15 protein-coding genes are annotated in these 15,867 nt (G+C 63.6%); 7 read left to right on the forward strand and 8 right to left on the reverse strand.

The genetic code is table 11. The annotated features are described in order from the left end of the window. Positions 1 to 85: 85 nt before the first annotated feature. The gene (locus tag RBR11_RS07325) at positions 86 to 910 is read left to right on the forward strand and encodes a hypothetical protein (protein WP_308488665.1); all 825 of its coding nucleotides are present in this window, start codon (positions 86 to 88) and stop codon (positions 908 to 910) included. On the opposite strand, the gene RBR11_RS07330 is transcribed toward RBR11_RS07325, so the two are convergent. Beyond that, positions 900 to 3,719, reverse strand: a complete 2,820-nt coding sequence (locus RBR11_RS07330) for a LamG-like jellyroll fold domain-containing protein (protein WP_308488666.1) — start codon at positions 3,717 to 3,719, stop codon at positions 900 to 902. The two genes, RBR11_RS07325 and RBR11_RS07330, sit on opposite strands and share 11 nt — an antisense overlap. 999 nt (positions 3,720 to 4,718) lie before the next feature. Here RBR11_RS07330 and RBR11_RS07335 point away from each other — a divergent pair. Both RBR11_RS07335 and RBR11_RS18385 read left to right on the forward strand, forming a co-directional pair. Further along, entirely contained in the window at positions 4,719 to 5,453 is a 735-nt protein-coding gene (locus tag RBR11_RS07335; RefSeq protein WP_308488667.1) for an HNH endonuclease, read from the forward strand. 5 nt (positions 5,454 to 5,458) lie between these two features. Then, entirely contained in the window at positions 5,459 to 5,554 is a 96-nt protein-coding gene (locus tag RBR11_RS18385) for an Lsr2 family DNA-binding protein (protein WP_419956799.1), read from the forward strand. 290 nt (positions 5,555 to 5,844) lie between these two features. Here the strand turns inward: RBR11_RS18385 and RBR11_RS07345 are convergent, their stop codons facing one another. From RBR11_RS07345 to RBR11_RS07355, 3 genes are all read right to left on the reverse strand, one after another. Continuing rightward, positions 5,845 to 6,357, reverse strand: a complete 513-nt coding sequence (locus tag RBR11_RS07345; protein ID WP_308488668.1) for a DUF3846 domain-containing protein — start codon at positions 6,355 to 6,357, stop codon at positions 5,845 to 5,847. Next, the gene (locus RBR11_RS07350) at positions 6,342 to 6,875 is read right to left on the reverse strand and encodes a DUF3846 domain-containing protein (protein WP_308488669.1); all 534 of its coding nucleotides are present in this window, start codon (positions 6,873 to 6,875) and stop codon (positions 6,342 to 6,344) included. The genes RBR11_RS07345 and RBR11_RS07350 overlap by 16 nt, the downstream gene beginning before the upstream one ends. Before the next feature lie 175 nt (positions 6,876 to 7,050). Then, entirely contained in the window at positions 7,051 to 7,371 is a 321-nt protein-coding gene (locus RBR11_RS07355; protein ID WP_308488670.1) for a hypothetical protein, read from the reverse strand. Between the two features lie 176 nt (positions 7,372 to 7,547). Between RBR11_RS07355 and RBR11_RS07360 the strand changes: the two genes are divergently transcribed. Together RBR11_RS07360 and RBR11_RS07365 are read left to right on the forward strand one after the other, a co-directional pair. Continuing rightward, a complete protein-coding gene (locus RBR11_RS07360; RefSeq protein ID WP_308488671.1) occupies positions 7,548 to 8,207 on the forward strand; it encodes a hypothetical protein in 660 nt (219 codons plus the stop codon). Between the two features lie 456 nt (positions 8,208 to 8,663). Continuing rightward, entirely contained in the window at positions 8,664 to 9,533 is an 870-nt protein-coding gene (locus RBR11_RS07365) for a hypothetical protein (RefSeq protein ID WP_308488672.1), read from the forward strand. Between the two features lie 41 nt (positions 9,534 to 9,574). On the opposite strand, the gene RBR11_RS07370 is transcribed toward RBR11_RS07365, so the two are convergent. Beyond that, positions 9,575 to 9,880 carry a hypothetical protein gene (locus RBR11_RS07370; RefSeq protein ID WP_308488673.1) on the reverse strand — a complete coding sequence of 102 codons (306 nt, stop codon included), beginning with the start codon at positions 9,878 to 9,880 and terminating at the stop codon, positions 9,575 to 9,577. 229 nt (positions 9,881 to 10,109) lie between these two features. Between RBR11_RS07370 and RBR11_RS07375 the strand changes: the two genes are divergently transcribed. Beyond that, positions 10,110 to 10,544, forward strand: coding sequence for a hypothetical protein (locus RBR11_RS07375; protein ID WP_308488674.1), 435 nt, complete (start codon positions 10,110 to 10,112; stop codon positions 10,542 to 10,544). Positions 10,545 to 10,688: 144 nt separating this feature from the next. Here RBR11_RS07375 and RBR11_RS07380 read toward each other — a convergent pair whose 3' ends face one another. From RBR11_RS07380 to RBR11_RS07390, 3 genes are all read right to left on the reverse strand, one after another. Then, the gene (locus tag RBR11_RS07380) at positions 10,689 to 11,261 is read right to left on the reverse strand and encodes a hypothetical protein (RefSeq protein WP_308488675.1); all 573 of its coding nucleotides are present in this window, start codon (positions 11,259 to 11,261) and stop codon (positions 10,689 to 10,691) included. A gap of 33 nt (positions 11,262 to 11,294) precedes the next feature. Continuing rightward, positions 11,295 to 14,246 (reverse strand): TrbL/VirB6 family protein, encoded by a 2,952-nt coding sequence (locus tag RBR11_RS07385; RefSeq protein WP_308488676.1) that lies wholly within the window; start codon positions 14,244 to 14,246, stop codon positions 11,295 to 11,297. A gap of 140 nt (positions 14,247 to 14,386) precedes the next feature. Then, complete coding sequence (locus RBR11_RS07390; protein WP_308488677.1) at positions 14,387 to 15,340, reverse strand: hypothetical protein; 954 nt, start codon at positions 15,338 to 15,340, stop codon at positions 14,387 to 14,389. A 227-nt stretch (positions 15,341 to 15,567) separates the two neighbouring features. Between RBR11_RS07390 and RBR11_RS07395 the strand changes: the two genes are divergently transcribed. Further along, the gene (locus RBR11_RS07395; protein WP_308488678.1) at positions 15,568 to 15,849 is read left to right on the forward strand and encodes a helix-turn-helix domain-containing protein; all 282 of its coding nucleotides are present in this window, start codon (positions 15,568 to 15,570) and stop codon (positions 15,847 to 15,849) included. The last annotated feature ends 18 nt before the right edge of the window (positions 15,850 to 15,867 follow it).

Here is a 15,867-nt window from a genome sequence, read left to right on the forward strand (position 1 = left end):
TGCGCCGTTCGCGTTGGTCGGGTCGGCGATGAGAGCCCAGCGGACCCGCGAGGCGTAGTTGGCCCCGAACCGGCCCGAGAGGAGCTTGTCGGGAACCTGCACCGCGACCGGCAGCTCGCTCTCGGCACCGGTGCGAGCCAGGGAGATCGCGACACCGTCGAAGCCGGCCTTCTTCGCGGCGGCACTGCTGAGCACGCCGATCTCGACAGTGTCGGCGGTGGCGGGCGTATCCGTCGTCGGCGATGGCGCCTCCGTGGGGGCCGGTTCCGGAGCGGATTGCTCCGTGGGCTCAGGCGACGGAGCAGGCGATGGCTCCGGCGTCGGCTTGTCGGTCGGGGACGGCGACGGTGATGGAGTCCGCGGGGACGGTGTCGGAGTCGGTGGTTCCGTCGCCTTCGGCTTCGGACCTGTCGGAGGCTTCACCGTGGTCGACGGCTTCTTCAGCGCAGTGACGGCCTGGCTCCCGGACTTCCCCTTCAAGGCCGCAGCGACCTTCACCCCGGAGTCACCGACGTCCTTCCAGTCGCCGACGACGACCGCCGGAGTGGCATCGGCGTCACCGGTGGTCGTCATGCCTTCCGCGCCCGTCGATGGTGTGTCGACCGCGGCGACCGGGGAGCCGGGGATGTCGACCGGGACCGGGATCGGGGCGCTCTGCGAAGCGTCGCCACCCCCGATCTTGCCAACCTCGCCCAGCGAGGAGCCCGGTACCGGATCCCCGAACACCGGGGTCGACACCGTGGGCGCGTCGGGAATGACGGCAGCGGCAGCGCCGGGGAAACCCGCGACCAGACCCACCGTCAACGACGCAACCGATACCACCGACAGCGCCCACGACCGGCGCATCGACACCCGCTTCATCACATTTCCCCCTCGTAATGTCATCGACCGGGCAGCGCTCAGGAGCTGAACGGCAACTGCTGATCAGCCAGCCGCGCCAGCTGGTAGTAATCGATCACGCCCGGCAGGAACGCCGGATCCGCGATGTACCCGGAGAACCGGTGCGTGTCCGGCGACGGCCCGAGTGCGAGTTGCCCCTGGGCGGACCAGTCCCCGGACCCGAGCACGTGTCCCGCGACGGCCACCGGGACCGTCGAGTTGCCGATCAGCAGTCGGAGCTGCTGGTTGGCGGCGTCCCAGATCCCGGTCACCAGCTGCCAGGTGCCGATCGCGAGGGAGCCGCCCTTCACGCAGTTGCTCACCGGGCGGCCGTTATCGTCCGCGGCCGGGGCGCCAGTGATGCAGAACGCATAGTGGTTGTCCTGGGTCGCCAGCAGCTTGACCTCCCCGCGCCCGCCCGCAGCTGCGTACTGTCCGGCCACGACCTGATCCTGACCTTGGGACGGCACATAGTCGGTCTTGATCCACATGCTCCACGTGAAGCTGTTCGTCGCATTCACCGGGGCGGTGGACGCGTAGATGTACTCGTTCGCGTTCGGGAGCGGGCCCGTCTTCATCACCGGGCCGGAAAGCGGGGGGATCACCGTGTCGGTCGAATTCACCGAGGCGCCCGACGGAAGATTCAGATCGATCCCGTTCGCTCCGATCCACGGGTTGCTGTCAGGCACGACGGACGGCAGGGGCGACCACAGGCTCGAGACCTGCCACATGTGGCCTGCGTCGATGTTCGCTTCCGCGGCCGGGGTGCCGATCGACGTGTACAACGGGAGTCCCCGAGCCGCCGACTGGTTGCCCGCCCTGTCGTACGCGGACACCCACAACGTGGACAGCGCATCGGTGGGAGCCACCGACACGGTCACGGCTGTGGACCCGTTGCCACACGCCCAGCGAACGTTCGCCGTGACCCGGCCGTTGCAGTCCGGCAGCGCAGAAGCCGTCGACACCGTCCCGTCCACCGGGACGTTCGGGGCTGGCGAGGTCAGCTGTGTCGGAGTGACCCAGTAGACGAACCCCACGACATCCGCGGCGCCAGACAGGGACACGTTCAGGCCCGAACCGACCGTGAACGACGTCGCCGCGGTCGTCGCAGTCGGGACCCCGGGCTTGGTCGTGTCGACGGTGAAGTAGCACAAGTCGGTGCTGCCGATCCCGTCGTCCAGCCAGTCGCTGCCTCGAGCACGCCACGCATACGTCTGCCCGTCCGACAGGCCGGTGAAGGTCACGGTCCGCGGCCCCTGAGCGACCATCCCCGGATGCTGCCACTGCACCCGCTGGTTCAGATTGCTGGCCAGGAACAGGTCGAAGTTGTCATCGACGTTCCCGGGGTCCGGGTCCGTCTGGGTGACCTGCACGGTGACGTTCGACGCGCCCACATACGCTGGCGCGGTCGCTGTTCCGCAGGTCCGCGACGGCGACACGATCGACGGGTTCGTGGGCGTGTCCGGGTAGGAGTTGTAGCTGACGACGAGCGTCGCATCCCGCGAATAGTGCCGGCGCGACTGCGAGCTGCCGGGCGCGAAGGCGAAGTGGATGTTCGGCTGCCCGGCCTGCGATTGCACCGCATCGGTCACCGTCCAGCCCACGTACATCGGCGCGGACCCGCAGTCAGGACCCACCCAGGAGCCCATCGCCCACGACCACCACATCTGACCGGACTGGCGCAGATACTGCTCCTGATTCCAGGTGTAGCCCGGCGAGAACACGCTGACGAAATGGCTGGTGATCGGCCCCACCCCGCAGGCATCCACCGACAGCTGCGTCGTGCCCACACCGGCACTGAGGATGTGCTTTCCCGCCAGGGCTCCCAACGGGAACTGGAAGAACATGTCCGACACGTACTGACCGTAGGAGCCGACCCGCAGCACATCCGAGGCCCCGGCCGTCAGATACGAGGCGTCCGGGTACGCCGCGTCCGTGTACCACGACGCCGTCATCCCCGTGCTCCAGTCCGGATCCACGAAGATCGGATACTGCACCGGCGCCTTGGCCGGAACCTCCGCCTTCGCGACCGACGCGCCGACATCCATCGTCAGCAGATCCGGGGCGATCTCGTGCGTCACCGGCGTCGGCGGTGCCTCGCTGCCCGGCTCTTTGAACGTGCCACCGTGCGACGAGTCCCACCACAGCGGCTGCGCCGCGATCAGCGACGACCCGTCCGCGGCCTTCGCCTGCACACGCCCCGTGTCGGGCGTGGTCAGATCTGCCCCGGCAACCGCGACCTGCAGCTTCGCCAACCCGCTGCTCTTCGCCGCCTCCTCCGACTTCACGACATAGATCGACGCCATCCCCGTCTTGGTCGCGACCAGCTTCAAATCCACCCCGGGTGCGACCTCCGCGTACGTCGCCGTATCACCGTCGATCGTCGGCTGCGGAAGAGCTCCGAGAGGCCACGACTCAGACACCCACTCCCCCGACGACGTCTGCGTCTGCGAAATCACATTCGTCCCGCCCGGCGAGAAGCGCACGGGCACCGCTGACGCGGCCGGCGAGAACCAGTCACCGTCACGCTGCAGCGTCAGGTTCACCGGAACCCAACCGCCGCCCTGCTGCACCCGCACCGGACGACTCGACAGCTCCAGCTGCATCGCCCCGCCAGGCAACGCCTTCGTCAACGACGTGGGCGTCGTCAACGCGTCCACGACAACAGGCTCCCCGGTGGCCGCTGCGCGGGCCGAGGCAGAAGCGGTCGCCCCGACCGTGGCCGCTTGACGTGAAGCCGTCGCTTGATAATTCGTGGTCGCCGAAGCGGCAGGACTAGCACCCCCAACGATCAGCGCAGCGACAACAAAACCCCCGGTAAACGCACGAAACGCGCGCATCCATCCCCCCTCATTCCGCCTCAGCGGAACCGCTCCTCACCCGGCAACATCGCCGAACGAACATCACAGTAGCGGACCAGCAAACTCAAAGGGAACATCCAGGCAGAAGAAAACAGATACAGACCGAGCTCATAGATCTACCGACATCGACGCGGGTCCATTCCTCCGGGACCGGCAGGATCTTCGTGCGATCCCGGCCAGACGCCAACTGTTGACAGCCGCGCCCTGGGCCTCTCTCGGCATTGGTGCGGTCGCAGGCACTGCCCGCAATCGAAACGAAAATGTCCCCCCTCGATTGCGGGGGTAGCTCAGAAAACGCTAGTCACGTGGTCCCAGGTGTGAACAGGAGCACCATGGCTGGGCTCCTACAGCGACTTGCGCGCGATGGAGCGAACTGTCCGAGGTTGCGCCGAACAACTGGCGGGTCGAGGTCTTCAACGGTCGGCGTGGCTACCTCGGCGAGTACCGCCCTCCGCGGACTGCAGGTCGGCTGCAGGTTGAGAATCACTCAATCCACATGCTCGGAAACTGAACCAGCTGCTCTTCCCACTCCTCCGGTGCTTGGAAGCGTCGACGTCGTATGCCTAGTTTCGATAGAGACGGTGCGCCGAGTATCCAGTGCCACTTTGAAGTGGCTCTCCGACGCGTCGATCGCGGAGGAGGGCGTCGACGGATCGAACACTCGCAGCAACGAGTAGCGGAAGGTCGAGGGATCAAGGCAGCGCAATTCAATGTTGCCACGATGGCCGTTCGTCGCATACACGGCGCGTAAGTGTCGCGCAGGCAGCAATCGTCGCCTCGGTCACGGCTCGTCCGAAGCGGATGACGGCACGCGGTTCGGGACAACCGCTCGCCTGATCGGAGGTGGAAATCGTGGGCCTCGCTACGATCGCCGCCACGGTGTTGGCTGTGCTGCGGTTTCGATTCTGGGAAGTGCTAGCGGCCCGCTGCGTGGGGTCGGCAGAGGACCTAGATCTATGAGCACGGTAGGGTGACGTCATGCAGGCACCGTTCGTCGTCGAAGTTCCGCACAGCCGGTACTTTCTCGACGACCACTGTGCAAACTGCCTGGACGAGCTCAATATCGATATCCAGGGGTTGTACTGCTCGACCTGGTGCCAGGAAATTGCGGCGCACGTCCGTTACGTCCGTCGCGTCTTCCGAGACGGTCGATTCCTGGATCCCGAGGTGCAGCTCGCGATTAAGACGAAGAATGCCTTCCTCCTCCTCGGCGGGTACCGCTCGCTCGGGCGCCGGCTGACACCCCGGATCCGGACGGAGATTCGACTTCGAGGCGGCGGACTCTGCCAGCAATGCGGCAAGCCAGGCGTTGAGGTCGACCATATCGCCGGGAACTCCGACGATCCCGCCAACCTGCAGCTGCTCTGCTTGGATTGCCACCATGCGAAGACGTCGGAAAACTTCGTGCCCGCCGACGACGAAAGCCGAGCACTACTGCTCGGCATGATGGATGCCCGCGTCGCGCCCGAGGAACCGCGCATGCTCGCCGACGATGAGAGCAATTGGAACGGGACCTGGCGCACCCTGCAGGCCGCTCGCAAGGAACGTTTCCTGGAAATGCTCCGCGCCGAAGGCATCCGCATCAACGGTAAGGATTCGCACGCCGATCGGGTGCTGGCGTACTTGAACGCGACCAGGCCGGACGCAAGATCGGGCGCATCGCGAAGGCAACTTCCGCATCGACGCGCAACGCACGTTCGAGCCGAGACCTGAACGCGATCCGCGAATGGGCTCGGGCCAATGGGCACACGGTAAGCGATCGTGGGAGGATTTCGGCTGTCATCGTCGACGCCTACGAGCGCGCAAGCGCCTGATCTCCGTCCAGCCCCGCGGAGCGAAAGTCCACTCGTAGGGTGAGCCGTTACCCGGCTCCTCCGAAGCGATGTTCTTTCAAGTGTCCTGGGTTGAATTACAGCGCTTGAAGTCAGCGCCGCGACGAATTCGCCGCGACGTACACGCTCTCGTAACTCGACGAGCGCTACTAACGCAGCGTTCAGACCATCAGACCGATCGCCTTGACCGTTGAAAAGGCGGCGACCGCATCAGCTCGGGAGCTGAACGGTCGCCGCCGTGGCGAGGGTGAGTCGTAGACGACGGCTGGCTGTCAGGCGTCGCGCTGGTTGACTTGGTTCAGCTTGACGGGGACGACGCGGACTTCTTCCATGGTCGGGATCCGCTCTAGCAGCACCATGGCCCAAACGATCGCCTCCCAGTAGTCGGGATACGTCGCCTGGTCGCGGTACCAGTTCGGATCGCCGAAGGTCCGCACCTCGAGGCGGTAGCGGTGCGGCGTGAGCAGGAGTTTCCGTGCTCGGGTCGGCAGGTCGGTGCTGTCGCCGTTGCGGTCGGGCATCCCGACCAGCACGGCGTCACCGACGAGCATCGCCTTCTGCCTAGCCTCCGGGACGTGGTACCACCACAGGAACGAGGCGCGGCTGTTGAACGGCAGGTGCCGGATTAGCCCCTCCTCGTTGACGTAGAGGGTGACCCCGAGCGTCGGCAAGTCGACCGACTCGATCCATCCGCCGACCGCCGCCTGGTAGTACTCGAGCTGCGCGAACTCACGCTCCTCGAGAGGCTGTTCGACATCGGCGGGGATAATCAGCCCTCTTGCCATGGCCGATCCCCTTGCTGGACCGTGCTGTCGCTCTGATCTTCATCAGGACCTATGCCTCTGATGGTGACGCTCAGTTCGCTTCCCATGCTCATGACGAGCGCCCACAGGGCCGCCTCGAACACGGTGCCAAAGCAGGCCGGCGTTTCGTACCAGTTCTCGCCGTCCGAGCTGACCATCACCACGAACTGGTGGCAGTAGATCAGCCCGAACACGACTTCCTCGGACAGATCGGCGACCGTGTCGTCGTGATCGCGCGCCGTGAGCACCACATCGCCGACCATGAAGTGCCCGCGATCTGGCCGGTTGCTGAAGAACCAGCGCAGCGCGGTCGCACGTGCGTTGACCGGCGTCAGTTCACGCTGAAGCGCTTCGTTCACGTAGACCGTGACATCCAGCCCTTCAACCTCGATGGGCTCGAGCCAGCCACCAACCGCCTCTTGGAACTCGCCGAGATTAGCCAGATCCGCCAGGTACGGGCGGTCGTCCACGTTATGCGGAATGACGATGCTTCGCACCATCAGTCCCACCTCCTTGCTGTTGTCGCGGCCGAGAACCCGGCTGGGTTCTCTCGCAAGCCGCGGGGCAGCAACGAGGGTGTTGTTCTTGGGCAGCTGCCCCGGGAGAGCGCGCGAACGCGCTCCATCCCCGGGACAGCCGCCCTCTCTCGTTCCCCAGACCGGGAAGCGCCTGCAGTCAGGCGGAACCAGACCGACCACGCGGAGCCTTGGCACCAGTCGTGCCACCGAAGATAGCCTCGATGGCGCTCTGCTTGGTCTTGGCGTCGCGCTCGATCTCGGCCCGCACCGTCTCGGCACGCTCGAGCACCTTCGGGTCGGACTTGCTGGTCTCGACCCAGGCCTCAAGGGCGATCCGGATCTCTTCGGTGACGGAGCGGTCGTTGAGCTGGGCGATCACGTCCAGCTGCGCACGCAGCGCGTCGGTGATGCGAACGGCAAGCGCTCGCGTAGAGCCGAGAGCCGAGGACGGCACCTCGGCGGGGGTGTTCTCACTCATCGTGAGCCTCCTCATCGGGAGCGGCCGGCGAACCTGGATGGTTCTCCTACGAGCCGCATGCCGAGGAGGAACGAGGTTCAGTATGAATGGGTCGATCCGGACGTCAATATTCCGGTCGGGAATGGTGTCATTTTCACGACAGCGAGTATCCATCGGCTGCGAGTACCCTCGTGGGCATGAACGCGCTCATCGCCGCGATCGTAGGCGGCATAGCCGGCGCCGTTGCAGGCGCGGCGATGACTGGCCTCACCATCCGGTGGCAGTTGTCAGCCACGGCCAGTCACCGGGCCATCCGAGTGATCCAAGATCACTTCCGGCGATTGGCATCACAGCTTGAGGCCGAGCGTCGCGCGGGGTTTCCCACCATCAACACGAACGTCGGGCCATTTGCGATCGAACGACGAGAGAAGTTCGTCGTTGATGTGCTTCGCGAAACGCCCGATCTACGAAAGCACCAGAGTACGGTCGTCGAGGACGGTCTTGTGCACCTCCTTGGCGAAGAAGCCGTGCTGTACACACAAGACAGGGTGTTCGCAGAGCCAAATGATATAGATTTGGACGCCGAGCGCGCCGCGAAATCTCGCGCCCTGATCTCGAAAATCCATGCGGGAACCTTCCAAGCGGGCCTGGTGCCAAGCATCGGCAAAGCTGCAGAGAATCAGCGAGACCAGGCAATCGACGACGCGATCGCCGCGATCTATGAGCTAGTTGGTCGACTCGGCAAAAGGCGAAGTGCCCGAAGTCTCGGCCGTCGCAGACATAGATCTCATGGGCTTCAACGACACGGTGCGGCGGGATCCGCACGAACTGGAGGCGCACAGGGGCCTGGCGGCTAGTATCTCGCCATGAAGCGCAGGCCACGTGAATCGAGCCGCTACCGTCGAATATCCGCCCATACATCACGCCCGCTCCTTTGTGCCGCGATGGCGGCGACTATGGCGCTCAGCATGTCTGCGTGTACAGAAGAGAGCTCCTCGGGTCTGATCCACCTTCCGCTCGTCGGAGCACCCTCCGCATCTACCCTTGGCCCGACTGTCCCCTCCACGCCGACCAACCCGTGCGCGACACCGGCACCAACGACGAAGGGCTCAGTGCGCAGGCCACCGTCACCGCCGCTGAGCCCACCCGCCCCGTTTCACGATCAGAAAGTGTCATCATGGGGCCCATCGCGAAATCAATACACCCTTTGTCGCCCTTCGAGCACGGCGACATTGAACTCGATCGTCGATCCGACGCCTACAGGGTACGATGAACGGTACTTCCTGTATGCCCGTGATGTCTTGGGGGGACCCGTGACCCACGACCTGGTAGTGCAGGAAGGTCATACCTACGTTGGATATCTGTGGTTCCAGAACGACATCGCCCCGAACGTGACGCAGTCAACGATTAATGCCCACGCAAGCCTACAATTTCCGGGCTATGTGCTGGGCTCAACGACGGCGGATGCCACTCTCTCCGCAGCGAACACCGTCCCCCACAAGGTCTGGGCATCCATGGGAATCTCTACGGGCGACCCACGCCGAGAGCTAGAAATAGATCCGGCCAAGGGCTCGGCAAAGCTCAATGTCGGCGGACGAGCAAACGGAACTCGTATCTCCTGGGCAGACCTTACCAGCGACCAGGGTGCACTAGTTGGGTGTGATGCGCAGGATGGAGCACTTCCTGGAGACTCCCGTTGCGCTGGATCGATCGAATTTCAATTCACAGTAACAACACCTTCAATCTCCGTCGAACCGACCGTTTTCGGTGGCTCCGGCCAGTCCTTTTCTACGAAATCAGGTAAAGACGAGACGCTCGATACTCGAGTCACGAATCGAACAGACGATCCGATGACAGAGATCACGATGTCGACAAGATTGCCTTCGGGTATTTCGTTCGTCGACAATGTTTGGATTCGTCGTTCCGACCCCTCTGGTGATCAACAAGATTGGATCCGTGCCGCGACAAATGATTACGGCATCACTGGGAATCTGTTGTTCGTGCACCTCGCCCGATCAGACCCTCTGGTGCCGCACGGAGCGATAGATGTCTCCTTTCACGTCTTGATCGGCGACGCGGCCACGGCGTGCGGCGGCTCCTGGCAGAAGATCAAGAACTGGGCACAGCACGACGACGTAACGGTCGAGTCGGATTTGATCGCGAGCATCGATGGAACGTGCTAGTCCAAAAGAAAAAGGGCCCCCAGACACTGGGGGCCCTACCGTCACGTTTCATGACGGTCGGAGTCATTCGACTCCCGTTCTTCCTCAGACTCGCGTCGGCCCGCGCTTATGATCACCTCAATGGAGCCAGCGAGCATGGCGGCAGCCAGCAGCGTGGCAAAGGCGACGACGATCCACGTACCGATGCCCTGCATCGGTACGTCTCGGAAGTCCGAGGACACCGTCTCCGGGATCGCGAAGCAGATGAGAAAGACCAATCCAAGCACGGCAGACAGCAGAACAATGACCGGGTTGATCTCCTGCTGTTCATTCCGGACAAAAACTCTTGACGATCGATCAGCGCACATTCCGACTCCCAAAAGCACCTTTTGACATGCCAGGGGTCCCTGGCTGAGAAACTCACGCAGCGATTGGATTTCTCAGCCAGGACGTGACTCAACTGATCAGAATGCATTATATAACAAATGGAATAGAATGTCAATGCCTATGACTGGTTTGAGGCTTCTTTGGAAGTCAATTGTTGCACCCGGAATACTGTCAGCTTGGAAGATTCTTCGAGAATCTGCATGGACACTCGTGAGACCGGAAACCCTGAGCCTGTTCGCTGCAGTTATCGCAATCTACGTCGCCATTTACGCGACGGACCTCGCTCACAATGACGGCGATCGGATTGACAAGGAGAATGTTGCGCGCGCCCATGCGGATGCGTGCCGTTCGTCGATCGTAACGATGCACACGAAACTTATCGCACTTCGCCGCGGCTATGAGCTCGGCCCTTCCGAGAAGGCTTTGCGTCTAGCGGACTGGGATGAGGCTATGGATGCCGTTTCGCTTGTGCAGATTGCCTGCATCGATCAAATCAAGGCTAGTGGCGATCATTTCCAGACGTATGAAGCCGAACTCGAGCAAATCCGGGCGCAATACGCGGTCGCGTATCGGGGACTCTGGGATGAGACTGACGCTCGGAAACTCATCGATTGGAGCAACGAGGTGATCGGAATCCTCCGATAGGAGCCATTTCACGAAGAGAGCGCTGCGTCCAGCAGTAGGCCGGCGCTGGGTAAGCGATAGCGGCGATCCAGGAGGGTGTGCTATTGGCGCCGGCAGCGCGACTAGCGTGTTGGAACGCGCACCATGTGCATACGAACCGGACGACTATCTCCACCCAAGCCAGCGCTGGGCCAGCTTGTCGAGGCGTTGCCAGACGGTTGGTGCAATATCCGGTTCCTGCGGCATGACGCTCGCGACGCGTTCCATGATGCGCCAGAGCAGGTCTTCATCATCGACGGGGAGGGAGATCTGTGCCGTGCCGCGACCGTCGCGCCGTCGAAGGATCAGAGTGAGGTGTGCCGAATTGAGATCGTCCCCGTCTACCTCGTCAACGGCGTAGGTGGCGTACGCCGAAAGGTTCTCCCAGAGGATCGGCTTGACCCGCTTTCGGAACCAGACAGTCAGGAGGTTGCCGTCAAGCTGGGCCCGGTATTCGCTCGCCGGCATCAGTGCCACGGCCAGGACAGCACACACCCAAAGCGCCATGCTGGCAGGCGCAGCAAGGATCCCCGGGTAGGCGACATAGAGCAATCCGGCGAGACCGGCGCCAATAGCGATGACCACCAGATACCACCGCCAGGATCGTCGAGGTGGCCCCTCGCTGTAGGTCCACTCGATGATCCGCGGGTTCTCCCCCGCGGTCTGCTTCGTCGTCTTGCTGCTGGTCTTGTTGGTCATTCCTTTCGTCTCCTGGCCGTGCCGGCCGTGTGGTTATCGGTTTCGCGGTATCTGCAAATCGTTTGGCGGATTGATCACTTCGCTGCCGATTGGCCCCACTGGCCGCGGTTGCCCAGCCGCGGCCCCGCTTAGGCCAGCGATGCGGCGCAGCGCTTGGTCGTGATCGCCGCCGGACACGATGCCTTCCCGCAGTCGAGATCCTGGTTGATTGAGTTCGGCATACGCAGCCGTGAGCGCCTGGCGCTCGACGCTGCCCTCGGGTGTCGTTCCGACAGCGTCCACCAGTGCGCCGACGGAATCCTTATCGCCGGCGGCAAGCGCTGCCGCGGTGATCTTGCCGCCGGCCACGGCGGCGAGCATCGCACGCTGGGTGTTCGCGGTACCTTGTTCGATCTCCCCGAGCGTCTTACCCCCGAGGTAGGCGGCCTTACCGGCAGCACTCGAGCCCGGCAGCACCGAGGCGAGCGTCTTCCGGGCACCGGCGCTCATCTGCGGCGACGCGTCGACCAACTGGTGAGCCTCGCCGACGGAGGCGGCCTTGATGGCCTTGGTAATCGCCATGCGCTGCGTGTGGTCGTCGGCCTTGATGATCACCCGGCCGCTGGCGTCCTTGACGTCCTGACCCATGGCAAGCTGCATCAGATGAGCTTGCGACAGCGGGTTGGCGCCGATACGGGCGCTCTCGATGGCCGCCAGGGCGTTCTTGTCGAGCTCCTCGGACTCCTTGGCTTCAATCGCCGCACCGCGGGTGGCGAGCTGTTGCCCGAAGCGGCCGCTGATGTCATTCACGCCGCGGTTGGCATTCGACGCCCAATTTCGCGGGTTGAAGTTGCCACCCTTGCCCTTGTAGGTGCCGGCTTGGATTGAGGCAAGGCGCCGTTCGGCGACGCCTTGCCGGTAGTGCTTGAACTGGCCGAGTCGCGACTTGTCATACGCCTTCTGGGTTCCCTTGGTGACGCCGCCGCGCAGCTTGGCCCCGATGCCCTGAATCGTGCCACCGATGTTCCCCGCGGCGGCGATGGCGTTCTTCAGCAGCGGGATGGAAACGATCAGCGGGACTACCAGGGCGAGGTAGGCGATGACCTCCATGACGGTCTTGTTGTCGCCGGCGCCCTGGGCCACGTTCCAGAGGATGGCGTGCGCCACGAGGCAGGCGCCGTAGACCAGCCCGATGACGGGGAAGACGAGCAGCAGGTCGGTGAACATCTTTCGCCACTTGTCGAAGAGCTTCTGGGTGTTCGGCAGGACGTAGGCCACGAACGCGATCGGCGCCACCACCACGAGCAGAACGATGAGTGCTTTCCGCATGGCGAGCAGGAAGAAGATGATCAGGAGCGAGATCAGGGCGCCGACGACGGCGACGATGACGGCACCCACGTTGATCCAGACAGCGGAGCCGACGATGAGGACGGTCGTCACGATGCCTGCGATGTTGGTCGAGTCGTCGCCGGTGTGGACGGTGTCGGGGGCCGAGGCCTGGATCGTCTTGGCGATCGCCTCGAGTGTGTCCTTCAGTGAGAAGCCGAGGATGTTGGACACGTCGACGGCGATCTGACAGATGAAGAAGGACACGTTCGCCAGGATGGCCATCACGATCAGGCGCAGGAAGACGCGTCGGAACTCTGCCATCCGGTTGGTGTTCCCAGAGCCGGTCATCAGCAGGTAGATCATCCAGAGGAAGACCGGGATGAACAGGACGTTGGCGATGCCCTGCATCGCCTTCCAGGCCGTCATCGTGTCGGGACCGACCAGCCCGGTATCGATCTTCAAGAAATCGTTGGCGATGAACTTGTAGGCAGCATCCGCGAGGCCGGCGCCCGCACTCAGGACCGGACAGATCAGCCAGCCGATGCTGTCGATCGCGCAGGAGGACTTGACGGCATCGGGATTCGGCGCCGCCGGATCCTTGGCGGTGGGCGCGACCAGCTGAGTCCTGTTGTCGAATAGCCATTGGGCGTACTTGTCGGCCAGGCCGTTGTTCTTGCCGTCGGCGCCGTTGAGGGCGTTCATCAGGTCGCCGCAGGTCTTGCTCTGAACATCGGTCAGCGGATCGAGGGACGGTCCGACGACGATGTTCGCTCCGTCGCTGTGCGGATGGTTGTTGTTGCTCGTGTAGTACTCCGTCGTCCAGGAGATGCTGCCGTCCGCGGCCCGGGAGGGCACCCGCAGGTGGTAGTCCTGATTCGTTGAACCCGCTGGGGCGCTGCTGGTCACGGTGGCGGTTGGGACACAGACCGCCAGGAGCGTGCCTCGGTAGAGGAGGTAGTTGCCCGCATCCGTCCAGGCGGGGTTGGCCGTGACGGCCGGGCTCTTGCCGCCATAAACGCGGTTCTTGACCGCGGTCTGGTAGCTGCTGGTCATGGTGTCGCCGCGCTGGAACTGGTCTGTTGCCCCCTGGGCGTTGGTGCAACGACCCGCGTTGAATTCGGCGTCGCTCGCTGAGCGCATGCCCATAGCGCAGAGTGCTTCGTCGGGTTTCCAGGAGTCCCAGAGACTCAACGCGCCGGTGACAAGCCCGGTCTGGTTGCAGTCCATCTGGCCCTGCTGGGAGTCCTGGACCTTGATGCCGCCCACGCCCTTCAGAGCACCTCCACCATAGGTGCCTCCGACGCCGAACCAGTTGCCACTGGCCGCGTGGTCGCGGGCGATCCGGTCGCCGGCGGTGCCAGCGAACCAGAGGCCGTCGGCGAGATTGGAGTCGCTGCTCACCACGCAGGAGCCGAGCTGGCGGTAGTAGAGGTAGGAGCGCACCTGGTCTTCGAGTGTCATGAACGACGCCAGCGACACACCGTTACAAATCGCGCCCTGACTGCCTGCTGCCCAGGAGCCGCCCGCTGCGTCGCAGCTCGCCTTGTCGGTTGGAGCGGAGAAGGCCGCGGCGGGGCGGGTTGGCAGAGCGGCCGCGAGCGTGCCCGCGATCGCCAACACCGCAAGGACCAGGGCGACCAGCAGTGTTCCGCGGCGCGTAAGCAAAGAAAGGTACAACCCGATGGGTTGTACCTTTCCTAGGACTAGGAAACCTCGCCTTTGAGAACCGTTCACTATTCGTTTTTGCCTCATAACCTGGGCTTATTTAAGCACAGGCAGGTTGCTTTGAGAAGCCCCGGCCCCTCCTCCCCCAGGCGCTACTGCTGGGCGTTGTGCCAGTTCAGGTGCGAGATCTTCCAGGCGCCATCCACCTTCTCAAACTCGAGATCACCGATGAGCTTGTTGCCATCGACCCTGTTGCCCTTCGCGTCAAGTGGACCGACCCGGTTCCCGTCGCCATTGTCGTGCTCAGTAGCGTGCAGGGTCATGGTGACCGAGTCGTTCGTCTGGCTGACGACAGCGATGGTGTCGACAGCCATGCTGCGAACATACGGCTCCTTGTCCGCCGGGTTACCGCTCTTGTAGGTGCGTAGCCAGGCACCGAGCGCGGCGGCGTTCTCCTGGACTTGCTCGTCATAGGTGGCGACCAGCGACGGTTGCATCTGCCGCCAGTTGGGAACGAAGAGAGCGTTGGAGAAGGTCTGACCCGTTGCTTGAGCCTTCTGCAGCAAGGCGGTATTTCCACCGGAATTGACCCGATCATTCCAGAGCTGATAGGACTCGCCGGCATTCGTCCATGCCTTGAGCCGCTGCTCAACGAGCAGCTTCGCGGCGTCCTCACCGGTAAGCGTGGCGGGAATCAGCAACTCCTGCACGGTGTAGACGTGTTCCGGGGTGGTCACAGAAGACTCGCTCGGCGTTGCTTCCGGCGTTTGAAACGTCGCCTTCGGGTCCTTCTCAGGAGGCGTGTGGCCGGTATCACTCGCCGCCTTGACGCCAATGACGGCACCCGCGGCGATCACCGCGCCCGCCAGGCCGATCGAGCCGCCGATGAGGAGCTTGTTGCGCTTCTTCGGCTGCTCAGGCGCGGGGGCGAGAGTAGCCGCGGAATCGGGCGTCGGGGTCACCAGGCCGCGCTCCACGGCGTCCGGGAGCGGCGTCTTGTCAAATTCCTCGACGGGGCGCTCGCCATGATGGATCCCGGAGTGCGGGATCTGCTCGGTGACCGGTTGTTCAGGTTGACGGAATGGTGATGTTTCGTTCTCGTGCACGGCGAGGATTCCTTGCCGCTCGAGCGGCCGTTACTGATGACCCGCCTGAGGTCCCGGGAGGCGAACGCCTGCAACCGGACTCGTCCAGGTAGATGCCCAAACATTAGCATATTTGTTCGATTCTGTAAAGAGGCCCCGCGAACCTCTCCCCGGACCATCCGGCGCTTTCCGGACATTACCAATTCTTCTAGGTTCACACCAATTCTTTTTGGTCACAGGCTGGATCGGTGCGGCGGGAGCAGGCGGAACGGGAGGCGTGGGCGGTATTCGCCCGCGAGCTCGCCGACCGCTTGGTCGACGCCCGGACGCAGCACGGCCTCACGCAGGCCGAGCTCGCCGAACGGGCGCAGATCTCGCTGTACTCCGTGCAGACCTACGAGAACGGCTACACAGCCAAGGGCAACGCGGTCAACCCGACGCTGATGACGATCCTGGCGATCACCCAGGCGCTCGAGGTCGGACTCGACGAACTTCTGCCGACTCCCCCGGCGCTGATGACGCACCCCTGACACCACTGACTTCAGAGC

It is taken from the genome of Microbacterium capsulatum (assembly GCF_030865425.1).
GTDB lineage: Bacteria > Actinomycetota > Actinomycetes > Actinomycetales > Microbacteriaceae > Microbacterium > Microbacterium capsulatum.